General features: G+C 69.3%; 11 protein-coding genes and 1 pseudogene. 1 reads left to right on the top strand and 11 read right to left on the bottom strand.

All coding sequences use genetic code 11. From position 1 onward, the window contains the following. Positions 1-199: 199 nt before the first annotated feature. Both ACXKR8_RS36690 and ACXKR8_RS36685 read right to left on the bottom strand, forming a co-directional pair. A complete protein-coding gene (locus ACXKR8_RS36690) occupies positions 200-634 on the bottom strand; it encodes an SRPBCC family protein (protein WP_458268867.1) in 435 nt (144 codons plus the stop codon). Continuing rightward, positions 622-1,434, bottom strand: a complete 813-nt coding sequence (locus ACXKR8_RS36685; protein WP_458268866.1) for a TetR/AcrR family transcriptional regulator — start codon at positions 1,432-1,434, stop codon at positions 622-624. Before ACXKR8_RS36685 ends, ACXKR8_RS36690 begins: the two co-directional genes overlap by 13 nt. 228 nt (positions 1,435-1,662) lie before the next feature. On the opposite strand from ACXKR8_RS36685, the gene ACXKR8_RS36680 reads away from it, so the two are divergent. Continuing rightward, on the top strand, positions 1,663-2,271 hold the full coding sequence (locus ACXKR8_RS36680; protein WP_458268865.1) for a response regulator transcription factor: 609 nt from the start codon (positions 1,663-1,665) through the stop codon (positions 2,269-2,271). 60 nt (positions 2,272-2,331) lie between these two features. Here the strand turns inward: ACXKR8_RS36680 and ACXKR8_RS36675 are convergent, their stop codons facing one another. From ACXKR8_RS36675 to metH, 9 genes and pseudogenes are all read right to left on the bottom strand, one after another. After that, the gene (locus tag ACXKR8_RS36675; RefSeq protein ID WP_462099969.1) at positions 2,332-3,255 is read right to left on the bottom strand and encodes a sensor histidine kinase; all 924 of its coding nucleotides are present in this window, start codon (positions 3,253-3,255) and stop codon (positions 2,332-2,334) included. 11 nt (positions 3,256-3,266) lie between these two features. Next, positions 3,267-3,611, bottom strand: a complete 345-nt coding sequence (locus tag ACXKR8_RS36670; protein ID WP_462099968.1) for a hypothetical protein — start codon at positions 3,609-3,611, stop codon at positions 3,267-3,269. An 82-nt stretch (positions 3,612-3,693) separates the two neighbouring features. Continuing rightward, positions 3,694-6,015, bottom strand: coding sequence for a TOMM precursor leader peptide-binding protein (locus tag ACXKR8_RS36665; RefSeq protein ID WP_458268863.1), 2,322 nt, complete (start codon positions 6,013-6,015; stop codon positions 3,694-3,696). Beyond that, positions 6,012-6,311 carry a TIGR04351 family putative TOMM peptide gene (locus ACXKR8_RS36660; protein ID WP_458268862.1) on the bottom strand — a complete coding sequence of 100 codons (300 nt, stop codon included), beginning with the start codon at positions 6,309-6,311 and terminating at the stop codon, positions 6,012-6,014. Before ACXKR8_RS36660 ends, ACXKR8_RS36665 begins: the two co-directional genes overlap by 4 nt. A gap of 183 nt (positions 6,312-6,494) precedes the next feature. After that, positions 6,495-6,731 carry an acyl-CoA carboxylase epsilon subunit gene (locus ACXKR8_RS36655; RefSeq protein WP_458268861.1) on the bottom strand — a complete coding sequence of 79 codons (237 nt, stop codon included), beginning with the start codon at positions 6,729-6,731 and terminating at the stop codon, positions 6,495-6,497. Then, positions 6,728-8,383 (bottom strand): acyl-CoA carboxylase subunit beta, encoded by a 1,656-nt coding sequence (locus ACXKR8_RS36650; protein ID WP_458268860.1) that lies wholly within the window; start codon positions 8,381-8,383, stop codon positions 6,728-6,730. Before ACXKR8_RS36650 ends, ACXKR8_RS36655 begins: the two co-directional genes overlap by 4 nt. A gap of 31 nt (positions 8,384-8,414) precedes the next feature. Then, complete coding sequence (ahcY, locus tag ACXKR8_RS36645) at positions 8,415-9,902, bottom strand: adenosylhomocysteinase (protein ID WP_458268859.1); 1,488 nt, start codon at positions 9,900-9,902, stop codon at positions 8,415-8,417. Beyond that, positions 9,880-10,791, bottom strand: coding sequence for a methylenetetrahydrofolate reductase [NAD(P)H] (gene metF, locus ACXKR8_RS36640; RefSeq protein ID WP_458268858.1), 912 nt, complete (start codon positions 10,789-10,791; stop codon positions 9,880-9,882). The genes ahcY and metF overlap by 23 nt, the downstream gene beginning before the upstream one ends. A 15-nt stretch (positions 10,792-10,806) precedes the next feature. Further along, positions 10,807-14,251 (bottom strand): annotated as a pseudogene (gene metH / locus ACXKR8_RS36635) (methionine synthase). Between the last annotated feature and the right edge of the window lie 35 nt (positions 14,252-14,286).

Below are 14,286 nucleotides of genomic sequence, written 5' to 3'. Positions count from 1 at the left end.
GTTCGTCCGCAGTGCCACTGTGGCAGCAGCAGCAAGTGACAGCGAACGACTACCCCCGGCCCGCCCCTCCCCGCCCGGACCTTCCGTCGGCCACCGAGCGGATACTGCCTTGGCGGGACCTCGGCACATTGAGAGACTGCCTGTCGTAGGTCGACACCAGGTCGGTACGGGTACCCTCATCGGTCCAACGGCACAGCCCTCACGGCTCGCGTGTCTCCACGCGTTCCCTGAGGGCCTCGTTGAACCTCCGGAAGTCGTCTTCGGTGGCCCGAAGGCCCTTCGCCAGCAAGGGCACGAGAATCCCGGTGAAGACCTCCCCCTGCCTCAGCACCGTTCCCTCGCCGGTGGCCCAGAGGACGAAGCTGTGCCTGCCGTCCAGGATGCCGGGGGCCAGCAGCTTTCCCTGCCAGCACAACTCGCGCCCGGGGTCCACGACCAGGACGACGGGCTTGAACGGAATCGGACGGCGGTTCTCAGGATGGAGCCGACAGCTGAGCCTGCCCCCCACGACCAGGTCTCCGACGGCTGTCCTGAGGAAGGGGTTCCACTGCGGGTACGCGGACAGGTCGGCGAGGACCGCCCAGACGGCCTCGGGCGTCGCCTTGATCTCGATGGAAGCGGCTATCTCCAGCATGGCGATCCAGATCCCTGAACGGCGGATCCCCGGGCAGGAGGACCCTGCCCGGGGGTTGGTCCCTGGTCCGGGGGCGCCACCCCGACGTTCCGCGCCAGCAGGCCGGCGATGATCACGTTCAGGCCGAAGTCGAACTGCTCCTCGTCCGTTCCACCGCTCAGCACCGGAGCCATCGAGACCACGACCGGGAAACGTTCCGGCGGCAGCGCCGAGGCCGTGTCGCGCACGCGTTCGTGGTACGAGCCCTCCGCGTCGCTCCCTGCGGCTCCCCGGCCCGCGCGCCGACTGCGCTGGGCGACGGAGCAGGTCAGATGGCGGACCAGCAGGTCCGCCCCGTGAACGGCCGCCTGGTCCGGCATCCCTCCGACGCGCAGCAGCGCCAGGATCGTCTCGGCGCAGTCGAGGGTGTGCGGGGAGGTCAGCAGCTCGGCCGTCGACTCCGCGCGGGCCACGTCGCGGTGCAGGCTGAGGCTCTCGCGGCTGCGGGCGATGAAGTCGAGGAGCTGGGCCTTCCAGTGGGCGCGGTCGGGCACAGGGTGCTCGAGGTCCGCGTACACCCGGTCGAGCAGCAGGTCGACGAGCTGCTCCTTGCCGCTGACGTACAGGTACAGCGTGGCCACGCCGACGCCCAGGTCGCGGGCGAGGCCGCGCATGCTCAGCGCCTGCATCCCCTCGGCGTCGACGATGTGCAGCGCCCTGCCGACGATCACCTCGAGGCTGAGCGCGCGACCACTGGCTCCGGGCATTCGCCGGTAGGGGGCGCGGTACCTCGCTGAACCCGTGCCGACCACCGACGTCATAGGAATACTCCTCAGTAGGACACTCTTCCCCCGCGCAGCATCTTCGCCCCGTCTTCAGGCCGGGTGGAGTCGCGGTCGAATTCCCAGACAGGTGGCATGCGAACCGCTTCAACGGACTGTCCGCACGCATGCTCGACAGCTATCCGGGTGGGATAACATCCGGTTCGTTGAGGTCTTTGACGCACCGCCTTGACCAAGAGGCACCACTGAGTGACCGGGGGGGAATCGGTGATACGAATCCTGCTGGCCGAGGACATGCACATGGTCCGCGGGGCACTGGTAGCACTGTTACGGCTGGAGGCCGACTTCGAGGTCGTGGCGGAGGTCGAACGCGGAGACAAGATCCTTTCCACCTGTCTCCTCCACCTGCCGGATGTGGCGATCATCGACATCGACCTGCCCGGGCTGGACGGGCTGAGCGCAGCCGCGCTGATCCACGAGGCGCTCCCCGACTGCCACACGCTGATCCTCACCAGTCTGGGGCCGCCTGGAACGCTGCGCCGCGCCCTGTCGGCACGGGTGTCGGGCTTCCTCCTCAAGGACGCCCCGCCGACGTTGCTGGCCGATGCCGTCCGCAAGATCCATGCGGGCGAACGGGTCCTCGACCCGCAGTTGGCGTACTCGGCCTTCGACAGATTCGAGAGCCTGCTGACGGATCGGGAGCAGGAGGTGCTCCAGATGGCGGCCGACGGCGCATCCGCCGTCGAGATCGCGGCCAACCTCTATCTGTCGCTGGGCACCGTCCGCAACTATCTGACGACCATCGTCAGCAAGCTCAACGCCAGGAACCGGGTCGACGCGATCCGCATCGCCCGGAAGTCAGGCCTGCTGCCATGAGCGGCGGGCCGGCCAGGGCGAGCATCGACCCTGGCCGGCCTGCCTCCGGTGCGGCTACGGCTACGGCTGATCGACGTCGGAGGCGGCCCGCCCGTACGGCGACCTGGGAGCTTCCCCGGCCGCGGAGAGCAACGGCATCTCGGCTGTGAGCACGAACCAGCCGTCGTCGTCCACCCCCCAGGTCAGCCGTCCGCCGGCCTCGGCGACGCGGGCGGTGAGGTTCCCCAGGCCGCTGCCGTCGCGGTCCGCTCCGGTCGGCCGGACCGCCGTGACCAGACCGTCGTTGGCCACGGTGAGCTGAATGCGGTCGCCGACGCCGCAGCTGGAGATCCTGCAGTGCTCGGCCTTGCTGTGGCGGAGCAGATTGGTGACCGCCTCGCGCAGCACGGTGGCGAGGGTGGTGTCGGAACTGCCCCTCGACGGGAGGACGGTGAGACTCACGGTCGCCTGGATCTCTGCCGCCCCCAGCACTGAGCAGGCCGCCGTCACCTCGTCCGCCAGGGACATCGACCGGTAGCCCTGCGCCACGAGCCGCACGTCCTGGAGCGCCTGGCGAGAGATCACCAGGATGCCGCCGAGCTCCTCCAGTGCCTGTTCGGGGCTGCCGACCACGAGCCGCCTGGTGAGCTCGCTCTTCAGGGTGATCGCCGAGAGGCTGTAGCCGAGCAGGTCGTGCAGGTCCCGGGAGAAGCGCAGCCGTTCCCGGGTGACCGCGAGCCGGGCCAACTGCGTGCGGGTGGCCTGCACCTGGGTGACCAATTGCGAGAGCCGGGTGAGTCCGAACACCATCAGGCTGGTGATCACGGTCGAGATCACGATGTACACGCAGTCGGCCGGGCTCCAGTGCTGCAACGGTCCGCTCACGGCCGCCACCGCGGCCACCGCGGCGAACACCGACCAGCCGGGAGCAGCCGGGAGCAGCAGGAGGCCCGACGCTCCGAGGAACCCGGCCATGCCTCCCCACAGGACGCCGAAGAACACCATCGGGCCGTAGGTCAGCAGGGCCTGGAGCAGCAGGGTCCACAGCCCAGCCGGCGGTGGAGATCCGCGAACCGGTCGTGCGAGTGCAGCAGTTGGAGCGCGGCCACGCAGGAGAAGCAGACAGCCCCCAGGATGATCTGCTTGTGGCTCAGCCCGTCCTCGGTGATGTTGACGAATCCCATCACCACGTAGCCGAGGACCACGGCGATGACAATGCTGCTCATCAGCCTCGGCGCCGGCGCCCGTCGTCCGAGGTCGACGACCAGAGCGGTGCTCTCCTCCTCGAAGGTGCCCGCGTGCTGAACATCCGGGCTCGGATCCGTCCCCGTGCCCAGGGGAGGTTCGAGGGCTCTGGTCATGTGGTCCCCCCGTGTCTCTCGGTGAAATTCAGAGGAAGCGTACGCGGGACCCGTCAGCGGGGCGAGGCCTGAGAGGGCGTCATCAGACGAACAGGGGAACCGGGTTGAGATCCTCGTAGGCCGTGGCCTCGGGAATCCGCCCCAGCTGCACCGGCACGTCGAACAGACGTCCTGGTGCGAATCTGGCCCAGAAGTGACGGAGGCCGGGGACGACCACCTTCACGACCGGGAGCCCTATGTCCGGTCTGGTCTGGTCCAGGAGCAGCAGTTCCATTCCGCGCTCGCGGAGCAGCGCGGTGACGGCGTCGATGTCCTGGCTGAAGTCGGCGTGCTCCTGGTGGGCGAAGTGCTCGGGCCGCCGGGGCGATTCGGTCGGGGAGGCGTTCAGGTAGTGCTGATTGTGCACGGTCGCACCCTGCCACCAGGCGAGCAGCTCCGGGTCGTCGAGGTGGTAGCCGCTGTCGTCGGCGAGGGCGTCCACGGAGGCCGGCAGCAGCTGGTTCATCTCGGTGAGCGCCCGGCGCAGGGCGACCCGGGGGTCGAAGTGGGCACCGAACCCGAACATGATGTCCTGCGCCGCCTTGTCGGTCCGCCGGGAGAGGGCCGCGAAGACCGGGATGCCCAGGTCCGAGGTGAGGTCCAGGACCCAGACGTGACGGTGCAGCAGCCGATAGGTCACCAGCAGGTCATCGGTCCAGGGGTCGGCGAAGGCGTCCAGGCTGACGGCGGGCTGGCGGGTGCGGTTGTACCACCACAGGGCGACCGCGTCGCGTTCGACGAGTTCGAGGAACCCCTGGAGCACGGCGTCCTCCAGGCAGGTCCCCGCGGCGTTCCCGTTGGAACAGGCGCGCAGCGAGCGTCGTCCGGCGACCGGTTCCACGGCGCTCCCGGTCTGGTTGAAGTACAGCAGCCCTGTCGGGAGCAGCCGTTGGCGCTTCTCGGTGAGCGACCAGACCGGGGTCCAGTCGACGGGGGCGTCCTCCTGAAAGGGCTCGGGGACGAAGTTGAACGCGCTGCGCGACGCGTTCCACCGCTCCCGGTCGCGGTACTGACGCGGGTCGAACAGCTGGCAGGTATCGGGGTGTACCGCTGCGTCCCCGAGGTTCCGGTAGGTGTCCCTGACCCGGAGTTCGTCCCCCTGAAGGGTGCCGGAGTAACGTTCCAGCGCCTCGCACAGCGCGCCCACCTCAGCGTCGAGCGGGTTGGTCCCCTTGCCGCCGGCGACTTGGCGCAGGCCGGCCCGGAGCTGGACCAGGTTCGTCCCGCCGACGGCGGGATTGCGCCCGGACACGAAGCAGTCGAAGGACGCGGGTGCGTGCGGATCGCGCTGGATGTCGCCGACCACACCGGTCACCGGACTCACCAGATAGCCGAAGCGATTCAGCACTTCCTGGGCGGAGCAGGCACGGTGGCCTCCTCCGCTGCGGGAGTTCTTGGCCCGTGAACCGAGCTCCACCGGCCGGGCGAGCCGCGCTGCGACCAGCCCGGTGTCACCGCACTCCCCGCACTGCGGGCGTTGCCGCAGCGGGTGGTGACGGCTCTCCAGGGTCAGCGTGTCCAGGGTCATCACCGCCGACTGGCCCGGATGGCGGTACCCGGCGAGCCACTTGACGGCTTCCAGAGCGACCAGCTGGGCGGCGGCGGCGCTACCGGCCCTGACGTGCGCGGCCGGACGCGACACCGGCCCCGCAAGGCCCAGCGCCCGTTGCACCGGCACCTCGGACTGGCGGTGGCCCCGGAGGCGATGAGCCAGGCAGGACCAGCAGGGGCCCGCGCCGGGCTGGAACACCGGGCCGATCCAGACCGTCGCGCCCATCGGCCGGGCGAGCAGCCAGGGACGGCCCGCAGCACGCTCCTGGGCGTCGACCGCCAGCAGGTCGGGGTTCAGGTAGTCGTCGCACAGCACCACCGAGAGCTGCGCGGGCGCGCCGCCGGACGCGTGGTCCAGGGCGACTCCGCTGGCCGTCAGGGCGCTCTCCACCTCGACCGCCGAGGCGCTGCCCACGGTTCTCAGCCCCGCACGGGCCGCGGCCAGGTGTTCGAGCGCCTCGCCGCCGTTCAGTCCGGACAGGTCCCAGTAGGCCTCGGCGGCGTCAGGGGCCCGGGCGGACCGGTAGCGCACCAGTCCCTCGCGGGCGAGCCTGCCGATCAACTGACCGGTCTGCTCGGCGGGGAGGAAGGGTTCCGCCTGCCGAAGGACTTCGGCGAGATCCCGGGTGCCGTCCAGCAACGGTGCCAGGAACTCGACCCCGCTGCCCTGGAGGGCTGTCACGTCGCGATCGGAAATGAGGTAGGTCGCATCCCCCGTGACCGACTCGACTCGCAGATGGCTGCGGAAGCCCAGGAGCCGAGGGCTCCTGGGCTCCACAGCAAGAGGAGATTCCTCCTGCGGCGGCTTGATCATGCCGCGACCAGCTGTCCTTCCGGCTGCGGCTGGGTGGCGTCACGGTCCGCCGTGCAGAAACACACGTTGCAGCCGCTGGAGACGGAGAAGCGCTGGTCAAGGGTGTCGATGGAGAGCCCGTCGGCCGAGCCGCCCAGGAGCGCGGGGGGCTGCTCGTCCGCGCCCAGGACCACGCCGATCTCGGCGAGGACTTCCCGGGCGTCCGTCAGGTAGCGGTCGGCCAGGCGCGGTTCGAGCCCGGCGCGGGCTGCCAGTTCGGCGAGCCAGAGTTTATGCGAGACAGTGGTGCCATTCATTGGGACCTCCACAGAGCCAGCACGCAGGACAGGACAGGTGTTCGAGATGCGTCGGTGCAGGCGGCACATGCAGAATTCTCCGGCTGGCCACTGAGTCTTGAACAGTGAAGTTGTCATGTGGCAACCATGAGAACTTCACCGTCGCCCGCCCCTTCCTACCACTGCGTCCCCTTTGCCCTCACCTCACTCCCAGGAGCCCGGCACGCGGTAGTCGGGCAGGTGTACCCACGCCGCCCGACGCCGGCGCCGTCTGGTCCGCGGCCCTGCGACGCTGCGGGCGCCGATCGAGAGCAGGACCAGAGCGAGCGCGGCCAGATCGTCGGCGTCCGGCCGGCCGTACTCGATACGGAAGACCACTTCCGGGGTGTCCGCGGCCGGCTCCGGCAGGCCCCTCGTCGTTGACGCCGGCACGGACGTCATACCGGCGGGTTGCCGTGCTTGCGGGCGGGCAGCGTCGCACGCTTGCCACGCAGCATCCGCAGGGCCTTGACGAGGGTCGCCCGGGTGTCGGCGGGATCGATGACGTCGTCGACCAGACCGCGCTCGGCGGCGTAGTAAGGGTGCATCAACTCCTCCTTGTACTCACTGATGCGTCGCCGCCGGGTCTGTTCCGGATCGTCGGACGCGGCGATCTCCCTGCGGAAGATCACGTTCGCCGCACCCTCGGCCCCCATGACCGCGATCTCGTTGCCGGGCCAGGCATAGGACAGGTCGGCCCCGATGGAGCGGGAGTCCATGACGATGTAGGCGCCGCCGTAGGCCTTGCGCAGGATCAGCTGCACCCGGGGAACCGTGGCGTTGCAGTAGGCATAGAGCAGTTTCGCCCCGTGCCTGATGACACCGCCGTGCTCCTGCCCCACTCCCGGCAGGAACCCCGGCACGTCGACCAAGGTCACCAGCGGGATGCTGAAGGCGTCGCAGTTCTGGACGAAACGCGCCGCCTTCTCCGAGGCGTGGATGTCCAGCACCCCGGCCAGGGAGGAGGGCTGGTTGGCCACGATGCCGACGACATGGCCGTCCAGCCGGGCGAACCCACAGATGATGTTGGTCGCCCAGGCCTGGTGGACCTCGAAGAAGTCCTCGTCGTCGATGATCTCCTCGATCACCGCGTGCATGTCGTAGGACCGGCTCGGGTCCACCGGCACCAGGTCGAGCAGGGAGTCGTTGCGCCGGAACGGGTCGTCACCGAGGTCCTCGACCGGAGCCGTCTCCCGGTTGTTCGCCGGGAGCAGCGAGAGCAGATGCCGCACGTCCTCGAAGCAGGCCGCCTCGTCCGCGTGGACGAACGCGGCCACCCCCGACACGGACGCGTGGACGTCCGCCCCGCCGAGGCCGTTGTGGGTGATCTCCTCCCCGGTCACTGCCCGCACGACGTCCGGACCGGTGATGAACATCTGCGCGGTGTCGCGCACCATGAAGACGTAGTCGGTCAGCGCGGGCGAGTAGGCGGCGCCGCCCGCGCACGGCCCCAGGATCACGCTGATCTGCGGGATGACTCCGGACGCCTGCACATTGCGCCGGAAGATCCCGCCGTAACCGGCCAGGGCCGTCACACCCTCCTGGATCCGCGCCCCCGCGCCGTCACAGAGGCCGACCAGCGGTGCCCCCGTCTCGATGGCCAGATCCATCACCTTGTGGATCTTCGCGGCATGGGCCTCACCGAGCGCCCCGCCGAAGATCCGGAAGTCATGGGCGTAGACGAAGACCGTCCGGCCGTGGACGGTGCCCCAGCCGATCACCACACCGTCGGTGTACGGCTTCCTCTGCTCCATCCCGAAGGCGGTGGCCCGGTGCCGGCGCAGCGGCTCGAGCTCGGTGAAGGAGTCCGGGTCGAAGAGCAGGGCAAGACGCTCGTGCACGGTGAGCTTGCCCCGACTGTGCTGCGCATCGGTGGCCCGGGCGTCCCCGGCCGCCCGGGCCTGCTGCTTGACGGCGGCGAGCTCGACGACCCGGGCGCGCGGATCGACAGCGGCCGGCGGCGCCTCGGCGAACGCCTCAGCCGGAGGACCCTCGGCCTGGGCGGGGATCCTCGCCAGCAGCGGGGTGGGCGTGTGCTCCTCAACGGTGGTCATGCATCCCTCCTGACATGAGGTCTACCGAGCATCAGTAGCGGTAGGTGTCCGGCTTGTACGGGCCCTCGACCGGGACGCCGATGTAGGAGGCCTGCTCCTCGCTCAGCACGGTGAGCTTGACGCCCAGCGCGTCCAGGTGGAGCCGGGCCACCTTCTCGTCCAGGTGCTTGGGCAGCACGTAGACGTCGACCGGGTACTCCTCGGTCTTGGTGAAGAGCTCGATCTGGGCGATCGTCTGGTTCGCGAAGGAGTTGGACATCACGAAGGACGGGTGGCCGGTGGCGTTGCCCAGATTCAGCAGACGGCCCTCGGACAGCAGGATGATCGTGTGGCCGTCCTCGAAGCGCCACTCGTGGACCTGGGGCTTGATCTCGGTCCTGACGACACCGGGGAGCTTCGAGAGACCGAGGATGTCGATCTCGTTGTCGAAGTGGCCGATGTTGCCGACGATGGCCTGGTGCTTCATCCTCGCCATCTGGCCCGCCAGGATGATGTCCTTGTTGCCGGTGGTGGTGATGAAGATGTCGGCGATGCCGACGACCTCGTCCAAGGTGGTGACCTGGTAGCCGTCCATGGCCGCCTGCAGGGCGCAGATCGGGTCGATCTCGGTGACGATGACCCGGGCGCCCTGGCCGCGCAGGGACTCCGCGCAGCCCTTGCCGACGTCGCCGTAGCCGCAGACCACCGCGACCTTGCCGCCGATCAGGACGTCGGTGGCCCGGTTGATCCCGTCGATCAGCGAGTGCCGGCAGCCGTACTTGTTGTCGAACTTCGACTTGGTCACCGCGTCGTTCACGTTGATGGCCGGGAAGAGCAGGGTGCCCTCGCGGTGCATCTCGTACAGACGGTGGACCCCGGTGGTGGTCTCCTCGGTCACGCCCCTGATCGCAGCGGCCGCCTCGGTCCACTTCCGCGGGCTCTCGGCCAGGGTGCGGTTCAGCACCTCCAGGACAATCCGGAACTCGTCGTTGTCGGCGGTCGAGGGGTCCGGCGCGACACCGGCCTTCTCGAACTCGACACCCTTGTGGATCAGCATCGTCGCGTCGCCGCCGTCGTCCAGGATCATGTTCGGGCCGACGAAGGAGGAGCCCGAACCGTCAGCGCCAGCGGGGCCGACCTCACCGGGCCAGGTCAGCGCCTGCTCGGTGCACCACCAGTACTCCTCCAGCGACTCGCCCTTCCAGGCGAAGACCGGAACACCCCGCGGGTCCTCCGGAGTGCCCTCGGGGCCGACCGCGATCGCCGCGGCGGCATGGTCCTGGGTGGAGAAGATGTTGCAGGAGCACCAGCGCACATCGGCACCGAGCGCGGTCAGCGTCTCGATCAGCACCGCGGTCTGGATGGTCATGTGCAGCGAACCGGTGATCCGGGCACCGACCAGCGGCTGCGAGGCCGCGAACTCCCTGCGGATCGACATCAGGCCCGGCATCTCGTGCTCGGCCAGCTGGATCTCCTTGCGACCGAAACCGGCAAGGGAGAGATCAGCGACCTTGAAGTCACCCGACGGGGGAAGGGACATTGCTACTCCTCAGTGAGAGGTTCCGGTGGATGTCGAGCGTCGCACCGGAACGGTTCAGGGTGATGTAGTGCAGGCCCGGCGCACCCTCCGCGAGCAGGCGCTCGGCCAGCAGCGTCGCGTGGTGCACGCCGATGCGATGAGCGGCGGACTCGTCGGGACCGGCCGCCGCCAACTGCTGGGCCAGGTCGGCTGGGAAGGCCGCATTGCTCAGCTCGGCGAAGCGCTGGATCTGCCGGTGGTGGGTGGCGGGCATGATGGCCGGGATGATGGGCGTGTCGCATCCTGCGGCGACCACCCTGTCGCGCAGCCGCAGATAGTCCTCGGGACGGAAGAACATCTGGGTGACGGCGTAGTCCGCGCCGGCCCGGCACTTGGCCACGAAGTGGCGGATGTCGCTCTCCCAGTCGGACGAGCGGGGGTGCCGCTCGGGGAAGGCCGCGACGCCGACGCTGAAGTTGCCTGACCTCCTTACCAGGCTGACCAGTTGATGCGCCTGAGCGAGCCCGTCCGGGTGCGGGGTCCAGGGACCCATCGGATCGCCGGGCGGGTCGCCGCGCAGGGCGAGCACGTCGTGGATCCCGGCGTCGGCGTACTGGCCGATGATGCGGCGCAGTTCGGCGACCGAGTGACCCACGGCGGTGAGGTGGGCCACGGGGCGAAGGCTGGTGTGCGTGGCGATGCGATGGGTCATCGCGATCGTCCGGTCGCGTGAGGAACCCCCCGCCCCGTAGGTGACCGAGACGAACGTCGGGGCGACCGACTCCACTCGTCGGATGGAGTCCCACAGGGTTCGCTCACCGGCGTCGGTCTTGGCGGGAAAGAACTCGAAGGAGTAGGAGGTCTGGCCACGGGCGATCATCGTCGCTACGTCGAGCCGTTGGGTCGGCATGACAGGGCTCCTTCCTCACCTGGCGTTGAAGTACTTGGCGTCGGGGTGGTGGATGACGATGGCGTCGGTGGACTGCTCCGGGTGCAGTTGGAACTCCTCGGAGAGCTGGACCCCGATCCGCTCGGGCCGCAGCAGGTCAGCGATCTTGGCCCGGTCCTCCAGCTCGGGGCAGGCCCCGTAGCCCAGCGAGAACCGCGCGCCCCGGTACTTCAGGGCGAACATCTCCTTCATCTCCTTGGGGTCCTCCCCGGAGAAGCCCAGCTCGGCGCGGACCCGGGCGTGCCAGTACTCCGCCAGCGCCTCGGCCAGCTGCACCGACAGGCCGTGCAGCTCCAGGTAGTCGCGGTAGGAGTTGCTCGCGAACAGCTCCTTGGTCGCCCCGCCGATCCGGTTGCCCATGGTCACGATCTGCAGCGCCACCACGTCCTTCTCCCCGACTCCTCAGGGCGGAAGAAGTCCGCCAAACACAGCCGGCGCCCGCGGCGCTGGCGCGGGAAGGTGAACCGGGTCCGCTCCCCGCCGTCCTCACCCAGCAGCACCAGGCTGTTGCCCTGGGCGACGGCCGGGTAGTAGCCGTAGACCACGGCCGCCTCCAGCAGCCCCTCGGTCTGCAGCCGGTCCATCCACATCCGCAGCCGCGGCCGCCCCTCGCTCTCCACCAGCTCCTCGTACGACGGGCCGCCCGCGCGGGCGGCCTTCAGCCCCCACTGGCCCTTGAACAGCGCGTCCTCGTCCAGCCAGGAGGCGTAGTCGCCGAACCCGATGCCCTTGACCACCCGGTCCCCCAGAACGGCGGCGAGGGCACCTGGTTGTCCGCGGCCACCTCCGAGCGGGTGGTGCTCTCGGCCGGCTCCTCGACCTCGACCCTGGCGTGCCGGCGCTGCTTCAGCTCCGGCAGGACCGCGCCGGGCACCCCGCGCTTGACCCCGATCAGGGCGTCCATCAGCCGCAGGCCCTCGAACGCGTCACGCGCGTAGCGGACCTCGCCCTGGTAGATCTCGTGCAGGTCCTGCTCGACATAGGCCCGGGTCAAAGCGGCGCCGCCGAGCATCACCGGGAAGTCGGCCGCCATCCCGCGCTGGTTCAGCTCCTGCAGGTTCTCCTTCATGATCACCGTGGACTTCACCAGCAGCCCCGACATCCCGATCACATCCGCACGGTGCTCCTGCGCAGCCTCCAGGATCGCCGAGACCGGCTGCTTGATCCCCAGGTTCACCACCGTGTAGCCGTTGTTCGTCAGAATGATGTCGACCAGGTTCTTGCCGATGTCATGGACGTCGCCCTTGACCGTGGCCAGCACGATGGTGCCCTTGCCCTGGTCGTCCGACTTCTCCATGTGCGGCTCCAGATACGCCACCGCACCCTTCATCACCTCAGCGGACTGCAGCACGAACGGCAACTGCATCTGACCCGAACCGAACAACTCACCGACCGTCTTCATGCCCTCCAACAGCACCTTGTTGACGATCTCCAACGCCGGCATCACACCCAGCGCCTCGTCCAGATCGGCCTCCAGGCCCTTGCGCTCGCCGTCGACGATCCGGCGCTGCAACCGCTCCTCCAGCGGCAGCGCCGCCAGTTCCTCGGCCTTGCCGGCCCGCACCGACGCGGCACTGACGCCCTCGAACAGCTGCAGGAAGCTCTGCAGCGGGTCATAACCCTCGCGGCGCCGGTCGTAGACCAGGTCCAGGGCGACCCGGCGCTGCTCCTCGGGGATCCGGGCCATCGGCAGGATCTTCGCGGCGTGCACGATCGCCGAGTCCAGCCCGGCCTCCACGCACTCGTTCAAGAACACCGAGTTCAGCACCATCCGGGCCGCCGGATTGAGGCCGAAGGAGATGTTGGACAGGCCCAGCGTGGTCTGCACCGCCGGGTGACGCCGCTTCAGCTCACGGATCGCCTCGATGGTCTCGATGCCGTCCCTGCGCGACTCCTCCTGCCCGGTGCCCAGGGTGAAGGCCAGGCAGTCGACCAGGATCGAGGACTCCTCGATACCGAACCGGGTCCACAGGTCGGCAATCAGCCGCTCGGCCACCTCGACCTTCTTCTCCCGGGTCCGCGCCTGCCCGTCCTCATCGATCGTCAGCGCGATCAGCGCCGCACCGTGCTCCCGCGCCAGCGCCGCGATCCGCCCGTAGCGCGAATCGTCGCCGTCGCCGTCCTCGAAGTTCACCGAGTTCAGCACCGCCCGGCCCCCCAGCATCTCCAGACCGGCCTGCAGCACCTGCGGCTCGGTGGAGTCCAGCACGATCGGCAGCGTGGAGGCGGTCGCCAGCAGCGCCGCCAGCTTCCTCATGTCCTCGACGCCGTCCCGGCCCACGTAGTCCACGCACAGGTCCAGCAGGTGCGCGCCCTCGCGGATCTGCTCCCGGGCGATCTCCACACAGCCCTGCCAGTCCGCGGCCAGCATCGCGTCGCGGAACTTGCGCGAGCCGTTGGAGTTGGTGCGCTCACCGATCGCCAGATAGGCGGTGTCCTGACGGAACGGCACCGACTGGTACAGGGAGGAGGCCGAGGCGTCGGGGTGCGGGTCCCGCTGGACCACCTCCCGGCCGCGCACCCGCTCCACCACCTGGCGCAGGTGCTCGGGGGTGGTACCGCAGCAGCCGCCGACCAGACCGATGCCGTACTCACGGGTGAACACCTCGTGCGCGTCCGCCAGCTCGACCGGACTCAGCGGATAGTGCGCCCCGTCCTTCGTCAGCACCGGCAGGCCCGCGTTCGGCATGCACGACAGGCCCACCCGGGCGTTCTTCGCCAGATAACGCAGATGCTCGCTCATCTCGGCGGGCCCGGTGGCGCAGTTCAGGCCGACCAGGTCGACCCCCAACGGCTCCAGCGCGGTCAGCGCCGCGCCGATCTCCGAGCCCAGCAGCATGGTGCCGGTGGACTCCACGGTCACCTGCACGATCACCGGCAGCTCCACCCCGGCCTCGCGCAGCGCCTGCTTCGCGCCCAGCGTCGCCGCCTTGGTCTGCAGCAGGTCCTGGCTCGTCTCCACCAGCAGCGCGTCCGCGCCGCCCGCGATCAGACCCGCGGCGTTCAGCCGGAAACCCTCCCTGACATCGGCGTAGGGCACATGGCCCAGCGACGGCAGCTTCGTCCCCGGACCGATCGAACCGAGCACCCAGCGCGGACGGTCCTCGGTCGCGTACGAGTCAGCGACCTCGCGGGCGATCCGGGCGCCCGCCTCGGCCAGCTCGAAGATCCGGTCGGAGATGTCGTACTCCCCCAGTGCGGAGAAGTTCGTGCCGAAGGTGTTGGTCTCCACGCAGTCGACGCCGACGTCGAAGTAGGCCCGGTGCACCCCGCTCACGATGTCGGGGCGGGTCACGTTCAAGATCTCGTTGCAGCCTTCGAGGCCCTGGAAGTCCTCCATCGTCGGGTCCTGGGCCTGCAGCATCGTGCCCATCGCACCGTCCGCCACGACAACTCGACTGGCCAGTGCGTGGCGCAGCATGTTCCCGCGCTTCTGCTGCGGCGTCAGCGGCCCGG

This window comes from Streptacidiphilus sp. PAMC 29251 (genome assembly GCF_054208735.2).
Note: the sequence above shows the minus strand (reverse complement) of the source record. Positions and strands in the feature narration are given on the sequence as shown.